The sequence below is a fragment of the Achromobacter sp. MUI-25009338 genome, from assembly GCF_057359325.1.
Genome location: NZ_CM170627.1, coordinates 3,621,261 through 3,637,334, shown reverse-complemented (window position 1 = coordinate 3,637,334; position 16,074 = coordinate 3,621,261). Strand labels below are relative to the sequence as shown.

Here is a 16,074-nt window from a genome sequence, read left to right as displayed (position 1 = left end):
AGGCGCGCGCGGCGGCCAGCTGCACGTCGGCCGGCGGATTGGCGCCGGCCGGCAGCGTTTCGAAGGCGGCCGCCGCCTCGGCGGGCCGGCCGGCCCAGCCGGCGATGACGATGTGGTCGTAGATGGCGCGTGGCCCGGCGGCGGCGCCTTGCCGGCGCAGCATCTCCAGCGCGGGCTCGTAGTCGCCGGCGCGGGCCCGGGCGATCAGGCCGTCGTAATCCTCGGCGGGGGCGGCCAGCGCCAAGGCCGGCGCCAGGACCGCACAGGCGGCCAGCAGGCGCAGGCCCGCCGCGGCGTCAAGGCGCGATAGCGACCGGTTGGCGGTTTTTCCCGCAGGTTTTCCTTTGCATGGCATCTGTAGTACTTCCGCAGTTGCGACTCGGGACGTTCGCCGCCTCCGCCGGGCAGGCGCGCGCCGGCCGGACAGCCGGACGCCGCGCGGGCGCGCAGCGCCGGCGATGGAGGTGGGGAACATGGGTTCAGTTGCGCGGCGCCCGCTGCGGGGACCTTCGCACTCGCGCTATCGAAGTGCATGGCTAGTACGCGCCACGTCCGATGGACGTGGTTGCGGCACTCTGCGGCGCCGTCAACGGGATGCACTGTAGGACGTTTTGGATATTTCAACTGTCAAGTAGTGCAAAGGAGACGCGCACAGGGGCCGGCGCTGGCGTATTCTTCGTCGCTCGGGCCGGGGCGAGTGCCGACGAGGATAGCGCGCCGGCTCGTCCTGACTGTAACAAAAGACGTCAAAAATGCTAGGGTGTAACGCGGCGCGAGCGGTGCGCAGTGCGGCAATCCCAACGAGGGCGCGCGGCAGGAGCCATGACGATTTCCTTATTCTTCCTGATGTGGGGACTGGCCACGGCGCTGGCGCTGCCCTTGTTCGTGCTGTTCCATGCACGCGACCTGGGCGGCATCCGCGCGTTCACCGCGGCCAATGCGCTGGCCGTGGTGTCGTTGCTGGCGTATGCCTCGTCCGGCCTGCTGGCGCCGGGCCCGGCCGTGATGGTCTCGAACACCGCCTGGGTCGGTTCGCTCGGCCTGGTCCATGTCGGCGTACGGCGGTTCTTCGGGCTGCCGCCGCAGGCGCAGGCCACGGCGGCGCTGGGCGCGCTGTGCATCCTGGCGTTTGCGCTGCTGCTGTTTGCCGGCGGCGAGCTGCGCGCCCGCATCCTGTTGTTTTCGGCCATGACCTGCGTGGCCATGCTGGCCACGGGGCGGGTGATATTCCGCCAGCGCCGGCGCCTGCAGACCCGCGGCGTGATGGCGTACCTGATGCTGGCGATGTTCGGGCTGGCGGCCGTGCAGGGCCTGCGCCTGGCGGTCTATTCCATCGGCGGCGAGGCGCCCCATTCCTTGCTGGAACCGTCGGCCTGGGGGCTGTTCTTCATCGTCTGCGGAGCGGTCACGGTGCCGGCGCTGTTCCTGGCCCTGCTGTTGCTGGTGCAGACCAGCCTGTCCGAGCAGATGCAGGCGGCGCTGACCTTCGACAGCCTGACGCGGGCGCACTCGCGGCGCAGCATCCTCGACGAACTCGAACGCGAATTGCGCCGCTGCCATCGCGCCGGCGGCAAGCTGGCCGTGCTGCTGCTGGATATCGACCATTTCAAGTCCATCAACGACCGCTACGGGCATGCGGCCGGCGACGGCGCGCTGCGCCATTACGCGCAGGTGGTGCAGCGCGCGGTGCGGGCCAGCGACCGTCTCGGCAGGCTGGGCGGCGAGGAATTCGCGCTGCTGATGTATGACTGCGATCCGGCGCACGCGCTGGTGCAGGCGCAGCGGGTATGCGACGCGGTGCGCGACGCGCCGCTTGCCCTGCCGGACGCCGAGGTGCCCATGACCACCAGCGGCGGCCTGGCCCTGTACCAGCCGGGCGATACCGCCGACGGCATCCTGGCGCGCGCCGACGCGGCGCTCTACCGCGCCAAGCAGCAGGGCCGCGACCGCGTGGAGATGGCCTCGATCGGGCGGGCCGCGGGCCGCGCGCGCCCGGACGGCGCGGCAGCCGAGGCGCGGTCTACGGCTTGAGGTGTTCCTTCAGGAAGCGTTCCATGGCCTCGTAGAACTCGAACTTGTTCTCGTCGTTGTGAAAGCCGTGGCCTTCGTTGTCCTTGACCATGTATTCGACCTCCACGCCGCGCGCGCGCAGCGCCTTGACCATCTGGTCGCTCTCGTCCTTGTTCACGCGCGGGTCCTTGGCGCCCTGCGCCACGAACAGCGGCGTGACGATGCGGTCCGCGTGCAGCGCGGGCGAGGTCGCGGCCAGGCGTTCGCGGTCGCGTTCGGGGTCGCCCACCATGTCCTGCATCTTGGCCAGCATGGGCTTCCAGTACGGCGGGATCGACTGCATGAACGTGAACAGGTTGGACACGCCCACGTAGTCGACCGCCGCGGCGTAGAGCTCGGGCGTGAAGGCCACGCCGGCCAGCGTGGCGTAGCCGCCGTAGCTGGCGCCGTAGATGCCGATGCGCTTGGGATCGGCGATGCCTTGCTGCACCAGCCACTGGACGCCGTCGGTGATGTCATCCTGCATCTTCAGGCCCCATTGCCCGAAGCCGGCTTCCCAGAAGGCGCGGCCATAGCCGGTCGAGCCGCGGAAGTTCATCTGCAGCACGCAGAAGCCGCGGTTGGCCAGGAACTGCACCTCCGGGTTGTAGCCCCAGCCGTCGCGGGCCCACGGCCCGCCATGCGGATTGACGATGCAAGGCAGGCCGGACGGCGCGCGGCCGGCCGGCAGCGTCAGGTAGCCGTGCACGGTCAGGCCGTCGCGCGTCTGGTAGCTGATGGGCTGCACGCGCGACATGTCCGCCTCGGGAATGGCCGGGTTGATGTCGGCCAGCTTGGTCAGCGTGTCGGCGGCGGCGTCGTAGATGTAGCGCGAGCCGGGCGTGCGGTCGTTGTAGGCGGCGACGATGAATTTGTTTTCATCGCGGTCGTAGCCCTGGATGGCGAAATCGTAGCCCGCGAGCCGCGCCGACAGCGCCTTGAACAGCGCCTCGGTCTGCGCGTCGAAAAAGCGGTATTGCGGCTTGTCGGTCTGGTAGGCGGCCAGCGTCAGCACGCGGCGCTTGCGCGAGTACGCCGCGGCGTCCAGGTCCACGTCCTCGGGCGTGTAGATTTCCTCTTCGGCGTCGGGATTGGCCGGGTCGATGACGACCAGCGCCAGCTTGTCGCGGCCGCGGTTGGACAGGGCGTAGAACTTGCGGTCGTCGAAGGTGAAGAACGCCGGGCTGACGCTGGTGCGGTAGTCGGTGGTGATCAGCGGGCGGAATTCGGCGGCTTCGTCGTCGCGGTAGAGCAGGGTGGTGTTCAGGCCGTCGCTGGCGACGGCGGCGCGTACCTTGCCGGCGTGGTCGGTCTGCCAGCCGACGATGTTGCCGGGGTTCTGCGCCACCAGCACCGCCGCGCCGGTATGGACGTTGACGCGGTAGACGTCGAAGACTTCGGGGTCGCGCTGGTTGTGGCTGATGAGGACGTGGTCGGGGTCGTCCTCGAGGTCGTCCTCGATGCCGGCGCGCACGCCTTCGTAGGGAGTCAGGTCGGTGATCTGGCCGGTCTTGGCGTTGACCGCCAGCACGTGGAAATTCTCGTCGCCGCCGAAGTCCTTCTGGTAGAGCACCACGTCGGCGCCTTTCCAGAAGAAATTGCTGATGTCGCGCGCAGTCTCGCGCGTGAGCAGGCGCGGGTCGCCCACGGGCTTGCTGCCTTGCAGCGGCTGCACGTAGATGTTCATGCGGGCCGGGCTGCCGTCCACGCTGGTGGGCTGCATGAAGCCCAGGGTCTTGCCGTCGTCGGCCAGGCGGAAGAAGCCGCGGTCGGGGTTGCGGAAGAAATCCTTCAGGGGATAGGCGCGCGGCGGCTGGGCGGCGCTGGCGCCCAGCGATGCGCCGACGATGCTGGCGGCCAGGACGGTGCGCTTGAGGAACGAGAACAAGAGAGGACCTCCGGGGTTGCTGCGGCCGCGGGCTGGGCCGGCAGCCGCCTGGTCCACCGATGATGCCATAGCGCCGCCGGCGGTGTCGAACCGCCTTGCGCATCGTCCCCGCTATTGCGGCGTCACCCCGGCCGTCTTGACGATGCCGGCGTATTTGCTCATTTCGGCGGCGATGAAAGCCTTGAATTCCTGAGGCGGCTTGTACGCGACCGTCAGGCCCTGGCCTTCAAGCTTGGCGCGCACGTCGGCGTCCTGCAGCGCGCGGGCCACGTCCGCCGAGATGCGTCCGACCAGCGCCGGCGGCATGCCGGCCGGGCCGAACAGGCCGAACCAGTTGGACAGGTCGAAGTCGTCCAGCCCCACCTCGCGCGCCGTCGGCGTGTCCGGCAGCACGGCCTGGCGCTGCGGGCCGGCCACGAACAGCGGATGCAGGGTGCCGGCCTTGATGTGGCTGATGATGGCCGGCGCGGTGGCGAAGAAGACGTCGATCTGGCCGCCGACCAGGTCGGCCACAGCCAGCGACGTGCCGCGATAGGGCACGTGCATCAGGTTCATGCCCGAGCGCACGCGCAGCAGCTCGCCGGCCAGATGCTGCTGCCCGCCCGTGCCCGGCGAACCGAATACCGCCGAGCCCTGCGCCGTGCGCCGCTTCATGTCGGCATAGGTGGTCACCGGCAGCTTGGGGCCGCTGACCAGGATCAGCGGCGCATCGGCCACCAGCGCGATGGGCTGCAGGTCCTTCATGGGGTCGTAGCGCATCTGCTTGAACACGAGCTTGTTAATGGACACCTCGGGCGTGTAGGCCAGCAGCAGGGTATGGCCATCGGGCTTGGCGCCCACCACCTGCTCGGCGCCTATCATCCCGCTGGCGCCGGAGCGGTTCTCGACCACGACCTGCTGGCCCCATTGCGCCGTCAGCTTCGCGCCCAGCACGCGGGCGATCACATCGGTGGCGCCGCCGGGCGCGTAGGCCACGATCAGGCGCACCGGCCGGTCCGGAAAGGGTTCGGCGCGGGCCGTCAGCGCGAGGCCGGCGGCGGCCAGCGCCGCCGCGATTTTCATTCCGATTCGAAGCATGGGATGGCTCCTTGGGATAGGGGATTCGGGATCAGCCGCGCTCGATCAGCAGCAGCGCATGGCCCGGCCGATCGTGGCCGGCCGAGTCCACCGGCGTCTGCGGGCAGAGCAGGTCGATGACGCGCCCAGCGCCCGCGGCACGGCCGTGCACCGCGGCGGCGGGGCCGTAGGCCAGTTCGTAGCTGCGGCCGTGCGTAAGAAAGCGGCACAGGCGCGTGTGCGCCGGGCCGTCCAGCCGTTCGACCGAGGCCGGGCCGGGCCGGTCGAACACGGCGTTCAGCGCCGCCAGCGCCAGCGCCGCGGGCCGCGGATCGTAGCGCCGGTCGATCAGGCCATTGCGCGGGAAGTAGCCGCGGTCCACGTCCATGAAGGTGTCGAAGGCATAGCTCACCGCGTCGCCCGTGCGCGAGGCCAGGAAGGCTTCGGCCACCAGGGCGGCGATCGCGGCGTCGTCGGTGTTGGCCGCCGCCAGGCGGTCGGCCAGCTTCACCCCCACGTTCACGCACATGCCCCAGTCCTGCGCGCGCCGCGCCAGTTCGGCATGGGCGGCGATGAGATCGGCGCCCCAGTCCAGCCGCACGGTGATGCCGTCGATGTGCTTCTGTTCCAGCCGCGCCCGCAGCAGGGGCGCGGCGGCGTCCAGTTCGGCGGCGCGCAGCCCGGTGTTGACGAAATGGCTGTAGTGCTTGCCGTCGAAATGCGCGTCGTCCTCGCCGGTGCGGATCTTGCCGTAGATGAGCCGCGCGTCGGTGTGGCCGCGCAGCCTGGCGAGCGCGGGCCCCGCATCCTGCAAGGCCCGCGCGCTGAGGTTGATTTCGATGGCCGCGATGGGCACGCCGTGGGCGCGCGCCCGGTCCAGCAGGGCGGTGTCGGGCACGCCCAGCGAAGTCAGCACGAAGCGATGCCCGACGTCGACCATCAGGCGGGCGCGGCGCAGCGTCTGTTCGTCGTGCAGGTCCTGGGTGGGGATCTTGAGCGTGCGCAGCCCCATTTCCCACATGGCCATGAGCGGGTAGTCGTTGCGCGCCAGCTTGCGGCCGAATTCCTGCACGCCGCCGGTGCAGGGAATCTCGACGATCTCGGCCCACGGGTGGCGCAGTTCGACCGCGACGCCGTCGCTGACGGCGGTCTTGGTATGCACGGGGGGCAGGGCGCGCGCCGGAGGCTGGCCGCCGGCGGCTTCGCCGCGCATCGCGCCGTGGGTGCGGATCAGCTTGGCCACGTGGCCGCGCTCGTGCACGTCGACGACGAAGTAGCCGAATTTCTCGACGTCGCCGCGGCCGAACTCGTCGGCCGGCGGCACGCGGTAGAACTCGGAATAGTCGTGCCGCAGGAAAGCGGTGGAGGGCAGCATGTACAGTTCCGCGCCGCCGATCACGTCGTACCAGAAATTGTGGACGTGGCCCGCGAATACCGCCTCCACCTTGGGATTGCGCAGCCGCGACAGCAGCCAGCCGCGGCCGGGCTCGTCGATGTTGTCGTAGGAGCCGCGTTCGGCCGGATCGTGCAGGTAGGGCGGATAGTGCAGCGACACGAACACGCGCCCGGGCGCGCCGGCCAGTTGCCCGTCGATCCACTCGCGCTGGGCCGCGTCGGCGTCCAGCCCGGAGTTGAACAGCAGCGCGTTGACGAACAGGAAGCGGACCCCGCCGTGGTCCACGGCGTAGTAGTCGGGGCCGAAGATCCCGCGGTACTTGTCCAGATAGCCGTCGCAGACGACGTCGGCCGGCATCCAGTCGATGCGCTTGTCGCCCACGTCGTGGTTGCCGGGCACCAGGTGCAGCGGCATGTCGATCTGGCTGGCGATGGCCTTGAAGCGGCGCGCGGCTTCCTCGAAGGAGGGCAGGCCGGGGACCGGGTGGACGATGTCGCCGAGGTGGATGGCAAAGGCCGGCGCCGGGTCCAGGCGCGCGATGTCGGCGAAGACGTGGCGGGCCCGCGCGTTGGCGCGCGCGTTGGTGGCGAACGGCGAGGCGCAGGTGTCCTCGGATTCGTTCACGTGGGTGTCGGCGACGACGGCGAAGCTGAACAGGCGGGCGCCCAGGGGCTGGCGCGGAAACTGGGGTTCGGTCACGGCGGTCACACTCCAATTTCAATAAATGGAATTCAAATGTATTTATCGGTCGGATAGTTTGTATTTCGGCCGGCGATATACTGTCAATGCTCCGCAACCCTAGGCCCCTATGCACTCGAAAACGCCGCTTCACTACGAACTCGAATCCCGCGCCTCGCTCGAGGCGCACCCGCGTTTCGCCTCCACGCTGTCCAACGGGCTGGACGTGCTGAAGTGCTTTTCGGCGGCCGAGCCGCTGCTGGGCAACAAGGAGATTTCCGAGATGCTGGGGCTGACGCGCCCGACCGTATCGCGGCTGACGTTCACGCTGGTGGGGCTGGGCTATCTGCGGCGCGACGAGCGCACCGGCAAGTACTCACTGGGGCCGGCGGTGCTGACGCTGGGCTATCCGCTGCTGGTGCACCTGACCCTGCGCCAGCTGGCCGCGCACGACATGGTGGAACTGGCGCGCTACGCGCGCGGCCCGGTGTCGATGGCGATCCGCGACCGCCTGCAGGCGGTGTACGTGGAAACGGTGCAGGACGGCGCTTCCAACGCCTCGCGGCCGGACATCGGCTCGGCCCGCCCGCTGCTGCGCACCGCGACCGGACGCGCGCTGCTGTATGCCCAGACCGCGGCCGAGCGCGAGCTGATCTGCGGCCGGCTGGCCGAGGAATTCCCCGATGAGTGGGAGCGGTTCGGTCCGGCCCTGCCGGCGGCCTACGAGGAAATCGAGGAGCACGGCTTCTGCGTGGTCACCAAGGACTGGCGCGCCGAGCTCTGCGGCATCGCCACGCCGATGCGCTTTCGCTCCAACGACCTGCCGCTGGCCTTCAACGTGACCATCCCGGCCGACGGCCTGGACCGGCAGTACGTGTACGAAACGCTGGGCCCGCGCCTGCGCACCCTGGTCAAGAACCTCGAATACCGCATCGGCATCCTGTGACGCCCCGCGGCCGCGCCGGGCCGATATGCGGGATAATCGCGGGCACTGATCTGGAGATACACATGTACAGGAATCTGGCCGCGGCTGCGGCACTGGCCCTGGGCCTGGCGGGATGCTCGATGGGCATCTCGCAGGACGGTTCGTCGCCGCACAGCGAATTCAAGGCGCCGGTGGCATTCAAGGACGCCTATGCGGCGGCGATCCGCCAATCGCGCGATTGCCTGCGCAGCACCGACAACGCCTACCGCGTGGTGGCCGACATCGACGAGCCGGCGCAGTCCGGCGTGGTGCGCGTGCTGGCGCCCTACAGCGACAACGTGATGTCGCGGGTCGACCTGAAGGCGGCCGGCCCCAAGAGCACCGACGTGCGCGTCGCGATGTGGGGCCAGGGCACCTGGGACGCGGCGGCGATGCGCGCCATGCAGGACGCCGTCTATTACGGCCTGGTGTCGTGCAGCAGCTATATGCCGCTGGACCCGCGCCCGCAGGTCCAGCCCAAGCGCGACCTGCCCAGGGACTGAGCCGGCCGGTCAGTCGCCGCCCGGGCGGCGGCGGATGATGCGGAACGTGGCGGTGGCGCGCGCCACCAGTTCGCCGTCGGCGCGGCGCACGTCGCCTTCGCAGAAGGCGATGGAGGCGCCGCGGCGCAGGCAGCGCGCCTCGATCTTCAGGTCGCCCGTGCCGGGCGACAGGAACGAGGTGTTCATGTCGATGGTGGCCATGCCTTCTTCGCCGTCGGCCGAGCCGCGCGCGGCGGCGCTCAAGGTGAAGTCGAGCACGCTCATCAGCGTGCCGCCGTGTATGTCGCCGCGGCTGTTGGTGAGGTCGGCGCGCCAGGGCAGCGAGGTGCGGGCATAGCCCGGCTCGATGTGCTCGGGCACCAGGCCGACGAAATGCATGAAGGGAATGGTGAGGCCGAAGTAATCGGTTTGCGCGGTTGCGGGTGCGGTCATGGAACGGTGATGGCGGGATTGGATAGCGGGTCGCCGGTCATAATATATGCTTTTGCCACGGGATATCAGGGTGTCTGAGGGGCGCAAGATCGTGCATGTGGACATGGACGCGTTCTATGCGTCGGTGGAGCAGCGCGACAATCCGGAGTTGCGCGGCCGGCCGGTGGTGGTGGCCTGGACCGGGCCGCGCTCGGTGGTCTGCGCCGCCTCGTACGAGGCGCGCCGCTACGGCATCCATTCGGCCATGTCGGCGGCGCGCGCCGAGCGCCTCTGTCCGCACGCGGTCTACGTGCCGCCGGACTTCAACCGCTACCGCGAAGTGTCGCGCCAGGTGCGCCAGATCTTCGCGCGCCATACCGATCTGATCGAACCGCTGTCGCTGGACGAGGCCTACCTCGACGTGACCGTCAACAAGTGCGGCCTGCCTTCGGCCACCGAGGTAGCCCAGGTCATCCGCCGGCAGATCCGCGAGGAAACCGGCCTGACCGCCTCGGCCGGCGTGGCCCCCAACAAATTCCTGGCCAAGATCGCCTCCGACTGGAACAAGCCGGACGGCCTGTTCGTGGTGCCGCCAGCCAGGGTGCTGGCCTTCCTGGAGCCGCTGCCGGTGCGCAAGGTGCCGGGCGTGGGCAAGGTGACCCAGGCCCGCCTGGAGCAGCTGGGCATCCATACCGTGGGCGACCTGGCCACCCACGGCGCGCAGGAGCTGGAGCATTACTTCGGCCGCTACGGGCGGCGCCTGTACGAACTGGCGCGCGGCATCGACGAGCGCGCGGTGCAGACCGACGCGCCGCTGCAGCAGGTCTCGGCCGAGACCACGTTCTCGCAGGACGTGCGCCTGGAGGCGCTGGGCGAGGCCATCGAGCGCATGGCGCAGAAGGTGTGGGACCAGGCGCTGAAAAAGGGCGCGCTGGGGCGCACCGTGGTGCTCAAGCTCAAGACCGACCGCTTCCGCATCCTGACGCGCAGCCAGACCAGCGCCTATCCGCCGGGGTCCGCGGCCGAGCTGGCCGCGGTGGCGCGGCTGCTGTGCGAAAGAGTGGAACTGCCGCCGCACACGCTGTACCGGCTGGCGGGGGTGGGAATGAGCAATTTCGCCGAACCGGGCGAGCAGGCGCGCCAGCCGGATCTGTTCGGCGGGGTGTTCTGATTCGGTGCACGGCGGCCCGCCGCCGGCGGGCCGCGCGGGATCAGCCCAGGCGGGCCTTCACCTGCTGCGACAGCGCGCTCATGTCGGCGCGGCCGGCCAGCGACTGCTTCAGCAGCGCCATGACCTTGCCCATCGCGGGCGCGCCCGTCACGCCTTGCGCGGCCACTTCGGCCAGCGCCGCGTCGATGGCGGCGGCGACTTCCTCGGGCGTGGCGGCCTGCGGCAGGAATTCCTGCAGCACGGCCAGTTCGGCCTTTTCCTGCTCGGCGGTCTCGGTGCGGCCGGCCTGCTCGAAGGCGGCGATGGATTCGCGGCGCTGCTTGACCTGTTTTTCGATGATGGCGGTGATTTCGGCGTCGCTCAGGTCGCGGCGCTCGTCCACTTCTTTCTGCTTGACGGCGGCCAGCAGGAAGCGCAGCGTGGCCAGGCGTTCGGTGGCCTTGGCGCGCATGGCTTCCTTGACGGAGTCGGAGAGGCGGGTCTTGAGCGTAGCAGTGCTCATGGGGGAACCTTTTGAGGTGTTGCGGCAAACGGCTAGTTTAATCTCCCGGCCGCCGCCGCGGCGGCCGTTTCAGCGCCAGCGGCGGAAGATCAGCGAGGTGTTGATGCCGCCGAAGGCGAAGTTGTTGTTCATGACATATTCGTTGCTCATGCAGCGGCCCTCGGTCAGATAGTCCAGCTCGCCGCAGCGCGGATCGACGTGGTCCAGGTTCAGCGTGGGCGCGTACCAGTCGCGGTTGAGCATTTCGATGCTGAACCAGGATTCCAGCACGCCGCAGGCGCCCAGGGTATGGCCCAGGTAGCTTTTCTGCGAGCTGATCGGCATGCGGCTGCCGAACAGGCTGTGGGTGGCCTGGGTTTCGGCGATGTCGCCCTGCTCGGTGGCGGTGCCGTGGCCGTTGACGTAGCCGATGGCCTGCGGCGCCAGGCCGGCGTCGGCCAGCGCCATTTCCATGGCCACGCGCATGGTGCGGGCCTCCGGGCGGGTGATGTGGGCGCCGTCCGAGTTGCTGCCGAAACCCACGATTTCCGCATGGATGCGCGCGCCGCGCGCCAGCGCGTGGTCCAGCGATTCCAGCACCAGCATGCCGGCGCCTTCGCCGATCACCAGGCCGTCGCGGTCGCGGTCGTAGGGGCGCGGGGTGAGGCCGGGCGTATCGTTCTTCTGGCTGGTGGCGTAGAGCGCGTCGAACACCAGCGCCTCGCTGGCGCAGAGCTCTTCGGCGCCGCCGGCCAGCATCAGTTCCTGGCGTCCGTAGCGCACGGCCTCGTAGGCGTAGCCGATGCCCTGGCTGCCCGAGGTGCAGGCGCTGGACGTGGGGATGATGCGGCCCTTGAGTTCGAAAAAGATGCCGACGTTGGCCGCCGTGGTGTGCGGCATCATGCGCACGTAGGAATTGGCGTTCAGGTCGTCGGTGACGCCGTTGAGCAGCATATTGCCGAAGGCGCGGATTTCCGCCGTGCTGCCGATGGACGAGCCGCAGGCCACGCCCATGCGGCCGTCCTTGATGGCGGGGTCGTCCAGCAGCGCCGCGTCGGCCAGGGCCAGCTCGGCGGCGCGCACCGCCAGCTGCGAGACGCGGCCCATGCTGCGCAGCTGCTTGCGGGTCCAGTGCGCCGGCGGGCGGAAATCCTCGATGGGCCCGGCCAGCCGGGTGTTCAGTTCCGCGTAGCGCGACCATTCCGGCATGCAGCGGATGGCGCTGCGGCGCGCTTCCATCGCCGCGCGCACGCCGGCCCAGTTCGAACCCAGCGCGCTGATGCCGGCCATGCCGGTGACGACCACCCGCTTCATCAGCACAGCCCTCCGTTGACGCCGATGACCTGGCGCGTGATGTAGGCCGCGCCCGGCGACATCAGGAAGGCGACGGCGGCGGCCACTTCCTCGGGCCTTCCCATGCGCTGCGCCGGCACGGCCTTGAGGATCTCGTCGACCGGCACGTGCTCGTCCAGCATGTCGGTGTCGATCAGCCCGGGCGCCACGCAGTTCACGGTGATCTGGCGCTTGGCCAGTTCCACCGCCAGCGCCTTGGCCGCGCCGATCAGGCCGGCCTTGGAGGCGCTGTAATTGACCTGGCCGCGGTTGCCCACCACGCCGGAGACGGAGGCGATGCAGACGATGCGGCCCGGCGCGCGGCGGCGGATCATGGGCATGGCCAGCGGACCCAGCACGTTGTAGAAGCCGTCCAGGTTGGTGCGCAGCACCTCGTCCCAGTCGTCGCCGGTCAGGGCGGGAAAGGCGCCGTCGCGCGTCAGGCCGGCGTTGAGCACCACGCCGTAGTAGGCGCCGTGGGCGTCGACGTCGGCCTGCAGCGCGGCCGCGCATTGCTGGCGGTCGGCGACGTCGAACTGCAGCACGCGGGCCTGGCGGCCGCGCGCCTGGACTTCGGCCTGCACGGCCTCGGCCTGGCCGCGCTGCCGGCGGCAGTGCAGCACCAGATCGTGGCCGGCGTCGGCCAGGGCCAGCGCGATCGCGCGGCCGATGCCGCGGCTCGAACCGGTGACGAGGATGGGGGCTGCGCTCATTCGGGTGACTCTTCCTGGATAAAGGCGTTGGGGTCCTGCGGCTGGTAGACGTTCAGCCTGGCCTGCGCCAGCAGGCGCGCGCCGTCGTGCAGTTCGCATTCGAACACGCTGATGCCGCTGGCGTCGGCCAGGCCGCGGCGCACCTGGACCGTCAGGCGCGCGCCGGCCGGCAGCGCGTCGGCATGGCTTTCGTAGCGCCGCGTGCCCAGCAGAAAGCCCAGCTTGACGGGCTGGCCGGCCTCGCGCGCGCGGCAGCCGGCCCAGGCGCCCACGGCCTGGGCCATCAGCTCCATGCCCAGCCAGGGCGGCAGCGAACCGTCCGCCAGGCTATAGGGCCCGGGCTTGACGACGGCCAGCGCGCACAGGCTGTCCGCATCATAGCTGCGGATCTCGTCTATCAATATCATGTCGCCGGCGTGCGGCAGCAGGCTGGCGATGGGCCACGGGATCATGGCTGCGCTCCGAGGATCAGGCTGACGTTGTTGCCGCCGAACGCGAACGAATTGCTCATGGCCACGCGCGGGCGGCCCGGCGCGTAGCGGTGCGCCGGCGTGCTGAATTCCAGCGCCGGCAGCTGCGGGTCGGGCACGCCGTCCCAGACGTGGGGAATCAGGCGCGCGCCGGCATTGGAGGCCGACAGCGTGGCCCAGGCCAGCGCCGCCTCCAGCGCGCCGGCCGCGCCCAGGGCATGGCCGGTCAGCGCCTTGGTCGAACAGCACGGCACGCCCTGCGGGAACACGGCGTGCATGGCGTGGCTTTCCATCGCGTCGTTGTGCGGCGTGCCGGTGCCGTGCAGGTTGACCCAGCCGACGCTGGCCGCGTCCAGGCCGGCCGAGGCCAGGGCGGCCTGCATGGCCTGGCGCGCGCCGGCCCCGGTCGGCTCCGGCGCCGACATGTGCCAGGCGTCGGAACTGGCGCCTCCGCCGAGCAGGGCCACGCCGTCGGGCCCGGCCGCGTCGCGCGCCATCAGGAACAGCGCGCCGGCTTCGCCGATGTTGATGCCGCGGCGGTTGGCCGAGAACGGCAGGCACAGGCCGTCGTCGATGGCGCCGAGCGCGGCGAATCCGTTGATGGTCAGCCGGCACAGCGTGTCCGCGCCGCCGCAGATCACGGCGTCGCACAGGTCCAGTTCGAGCAGGCGGCGGGCCGACAGCAGGGCGCGCGCGCCCGAGGTGCAGGCCGTCGACAGCGTATAGGCCGGTCCGCTGACGCCCAGCCAGTCGGCGAAGAACGACGCAGGCGAGGACAGGGCCTGGCGGCGGTAGTCGTAGTCGGCCGGCCAGGCGCCGTGCGCGGCCAGGTGGCCGAAGGCGGGCGCGTTATCGTTCACGCCCGAGGTGCTGGTGCCCAGCACCACGGCCACGCGGCCCGGCCCGTAGCGCGCCACGGCGCCGCGCAATTGCGCTTCGATCTGCAGGGCCGCGGCCAGCAGCAACTGGTTGTTGCGGCTGCGGTGATGCGCCGGCAGGGCGTCGGGAATGGCCGGCAGCTCGCCGTCGTAGCCGCCCAGGGTCAGGGCGCGTCCGCGCACCCAGCCGGTGCGCGCGCGCATGCCGGACGTGTCGCCGGCCAGCGCGGCCGCGGCCACGGCGTCTATGCCCGCGCCCAGCGCGCAGACCACGCCGGGCTTGCCCAACCACGCGTTCATGGCTGCTCCTTCAGCGGCGAGATCCGCCAGTTCGTGCCGTCGGCGTCGACGATGGTGAAATCGCCGGCCCGGGCGGCGTCGGGCCAGCGCACGCTCCAGCGCGCGCGCCCCTGTTCCAGCAGGTCACGCTGCAGCGCCGCGCCCGTGCGGCGCGCCTGCCAGCGGCCCGGACCATAGGCGGCGTCCAGCTCGGCCTCGGGCGTCCAGGCGAACATCAGCGCGGCGAACAGGTCGCGCGCCTGGGGGTTGGGGCGCAGGAAGCCGTCGTTGCGCCACTGGCCGTGTTCGAGCATCTGGCGGGCCTGCGGCACGCCCACCAGGTCGAACAGCGACCAGCGCAGCGCGGCGCCTTCGCGCTGCACCACCAGCATCGCGTCCTGCGGCGGCTGGCCGGGCGCGGCCTGCACCACGTGCAGCTGCCGGGGCAGCGCGAACGCCGCCGTGCGCGCCGGCAGGGGCGGGGCGCCGGCGCAGCCGGCCAGCGCGGCCGCCAGCCAGGCCGCGCCGATGCAGCGGGCGAGCCTCGTTATCGTCATGCGGCCTCCGGCGGCGCGTCGCTGCCGCGGCACAGTTCGCTCAGCATGCGCAGGCGGCGCTGCGGGCTGGCGACGAAGGGGTTGGACAGATCCCAGGCGTAGCCCGCCAGGATCGAACTGATCATGCGGCGGATCTCGGGTTGCGCGTGTTCGTAGAAAACCACGTCCTGGAATTCGCCGCTGTACCAGCCCTGCACGTAGGCGCGGAACGTCTCTACGCCCACCATGAGCGGGTCGGCGAACGCCGTCTGCCAATCGACCTGCGCGCCGCCCAGCTGGCGGTGCAGCGCGTCGGCGGCCAGCTTGGACGAGCGCAGCGCGATGGTCACGCCCGATGAAAACACCGGGTCCAGGAATTCCGCGGCATTGCCCAGCAGCGCGTAGCCGGGGCCATGCAGCCGGCGCACGCTGGCCGAATAGCCGCCGATGGCGCCGGCCGGCGTGTCCCAGACGGCGTGCTTCAGAATGCGTTCCAGGTTGGGCGCGGCGCGCGCCATCGCGCGCAGGACGGCCATCGGATCGGCATCGGCGCCACCGAACCGTTCCTCGCCGCCCACCACGCCGAACGAGCTGCGGCCGTTGGAGAACGGGATCAGCCAGTACCAGATGCCGCGTTCCTCGGGATGCACGCTGATCAGGATTTTCTCGCGGTCGAAGCCGGGGTCGTCGATGCGGTCCTCGATGTGGGTGTAGATGGCCTTGCGCGGCGGCATCGACGAGGGGATTTCCAGGTCCAGCAGGCGCGCCAGCACCCGCCCGTAGCCGCTGGCGTCGAGCACGAAGCGGGCCTGCACGCGGTAGCTGGCGCCGTCGGCGCTGCGCACCGCCAGCGTCGGCTCGCCATCGAAGTCGGCCGCGGTCACTTCCTGCCGGTAGCGCAACTCCACGCCCTGGCGCACCGCCTCGTCGGCCAGCACCTGGTCGAAGCGCGCGCGCTGCACCTGGAAGGTGGTGCCCGGACCGGGGGTGAACTTGTCGCGGAAGTCGAAATAGCTGTAGCGCTCGCCGCAGGCGAAGGCCGCGCCGTTCTTGACCTGGAAGCCCGCGGCCCGGACCGCCGGCAGCATGCCCGCTTCCTCCACGAATTCCAGGCAATGGGCCAGCAGGCTTTCGCCGATGGAAAAGCGCGGAAACTGCTGGCGCTCCAGCACCAGCACGTCATGCCCCTGCCGCTTGAGCAGCGCCGCGGCGACCGCGCCGGCCGGGCCCGCGCCGATGATCACGACTTCGCGTTGTTCCATCTCCGAC

General features: G+C 70.4%; 15 protein-coding genes. 4 read left to right on the top strand and 11 right to left on the bottom strand.

Features of this window, described 5'->3' with window-relative positions; translation table 11 throughout:
* The first annotated feature begins 822 nt into the window (after positions 1-822).
* A complete protein-coding gene (locus tag AC1IQ6_RS17260; protein ID WP_485865019.1) occupies positions 823-2,031 on the top strand; it encodes a GGDEF domain-containing protein in 1,209 nt (402 codons plus the stop codon).
* Here the strand turns inward: AC1IQ6_RS17260 and AC1IQ6_RS17255 are convergent.
* The 3 genes from AC1IQ6_RS17255 to AC1IQ6_RS17245 form a co-directional block, all read right to left on the bottom strand.
* On the bottom strand, positions 2,021-3,937 hold the full coding sequence (locus AC1IQ6_RS17255) for an alpha/beta hydrolase family protein (protein ID WP_479730068.1): 1,917 nt from the start codon (positions 3,935-3,937) through the stop codon (positions 2,021-2,023). The two genes, AC1IQ6_RS17260 and AC1IQ6_RS17255, sit on opposite strands and share 11 nt — an antisense overlap.
* A gap of 111 nt (positions 3,938-4,048) precedes the next feature.
* Entirely contained in the window at positions 4,049-5,014 is a 966-nt protein-coding gene (locus tag AC1IQ6_RS17250) for a Bug family tripartite tricarboxylate transporter substrate binding protein (protein ID WP_485865018.1), read from the bottom strand.
* Positions 5,015-5,045: 31 nt separating this feature from the next.
* Positions 5,046-7,088: a metallophosphoesterase gene (locus tag AC1IQ6_RS17245; RefSeq protein ID WP_485865017.1), complete on the bottom strand. Its 2,043-nt coding sequence runs from the start codon at positions 7,086-7,088 to the stop codon at positions 5,046-5,048.
* Between the two features lie 109 nt (positions 7,089-7,197).
* Here AC1IQ6_RS17245 and AC1IQ6_RS17240 point away from each other — a divergent pair, with 109 nt between their 5' ends.
* Positions 7,198-8,013 (top strand): IclR family transcriptional regulator, encoded by an 816-nt coding sequence (locus AC1IQ6_RS17240; protein WP_102771592.1) that lies wholly within the window; start codon positions 7,198-7,200, stop codon positions 8,011-8,013.
* A 62-nt stretch (positions 8,014-8,075) separates the two neighbouring features.
* A complete protein-coding gene (locus AC1IQ6_RS17235) occupies positions 8,076-8,534 on the top strand; it encodes a BPTD_2524 family lipoprotein (RefSeq protein ID WP_102771591.1) in 459 nt (152 codons plus the stop codon).
* Between the two features lie 9 nt (positions 8,535-8,543).
* Here the strand turns inward: AC1IQ6_RS17235 and AC1IQ6_RS17230 are convergent, their stop codons facing one another.
* Positions 8,544-8,966, bottom strand: coding sequence for a PaaI family thioesterase (locus tag AC1IQ6_RS17230; protein ID WP_102771590.1), 423 nt, complete (start codon positions 8,964-8,966; stop codon positions 8,544-8,546).
* Positions 8,967-9,069: 103 nt separating this feature from the next.
* Here AC1IQ6_RS17230 and dinB point away from each other — a divergent pair, with 103 nt between their 5' ends.
* Positions 9,070-10,116, top strand: coding sequence for a DNA polymerase IV (gene dinB / locus AC1IQ6_RS17225; RefSeq protein WP_485866578.1), 1,047 nt, complete (start codon positions 9,070-9,072; stop codon positions 10,114-10,116).
* Between the two features lie 40 nt (positions 10,117-10,156).
* Here dinB and AC1IQ6_RS17220 read toward each other — a convergent pair whose 3' ends face one another.
* From AC1IQ6_RS17220 to AC1IQ6_RS17190, 7 genes are all read right to left on the bottom strand, one after another.
* A complete protein-coding gene (locus AC1IQ6_RS17220) occupies positions 10,157-10,618 on the bottom strand; it encodes a GatB/YqeY domain-containing protein (protein WP_102771588.1) in 462 nt (153 codons plus the stop codon).
* Between the two features lie 69 nt (positions 10,619-10,687).
* A complete protein-coding gene (locus AC1IQ6_RS17215; RefSeq protein WP_485865016.1) occupies positions 10,688-11,911 on the bottom strand; it encodes a beta-ketoacyl-ACP synthase in 1,224 nt (407 codons plus the stop codon).
* On the bottom strand, positions 11,911-12,642 hold the full coding sequence (gene fabG, locus AC1IQ6_RS17210; RefSeq protein ID WP_111825462.1) for a 3-oxoacyl-ACP reductase FabG: 732 nt from the start codon (positions 12,640-12,642) through the stop codon (positions 11,911-11,913). The genes AC1IQ6_RS17215 and fabG overlap by 1 nt, the downstream gene beginning before the upstream one ends.
* Positions 12,639-13,094 (bottom strand): hotdog family protein, encoded by a 456-nt coding sequence (locus AC1IQ6_RS17205; RefSeq protein ID WP_102771585.1) that lies wholly within the window; start codon positions 13,092-13,094, stop codon positions 12,639-12,641. The genes fabG and AC1IQ6_RS17205 overlap by 4 nt, the downstream gene beginning before the upstream one ends.
* On the bottom strand, positions 13,091-14,290 hold the full coding sequence (locus tag AC1IQ6_RS17200; RefSeq protein WP_485865015.1) for a beta-ketoacyl-ACP synthase: 1,200 nt from the start codon (positions 14,288-14,290) through the stop codon (positions 13,091-13,093). Before AC1IQ6_RS17200 ends, AC1IQ6_RS17205 begins: the two co-directional genes overlap by 4 nt.
* Positions 14,287-14,826 (bottom strand): hypothetical protein, encoded by a 540-nt coding sequence (locus AC1IQ6_RS17195; protein WP_111825577.1) that lies wholly within the window; start codon positions 14,824-14,826, stop codon positions 14,287-14,289. Before AC1IQ6_RS17195 ends, AC1IQ6_RS17200 begins: the two co-directional genes overlap by 4 nt.
* Positions 14,823-16,067: an NAD(P)/FAD-dependent oxidoreductase gene (locus AC1IQ6_RS17190; RefSeq protein WP_485865014.1), complete on the bottom strand. Its 1,245-nt coding sequence runs from the start codon at positions 16,065-16,067 to the stop codon at positions 14,823-14,825. Before AC1IQ6_RS17190 ends, AC1IQ6_RS17195 begins: the two co-directional genes overlap by 4 nt.
* Positions 16,068-16,074: the final 7 nt, after the last annotated feature.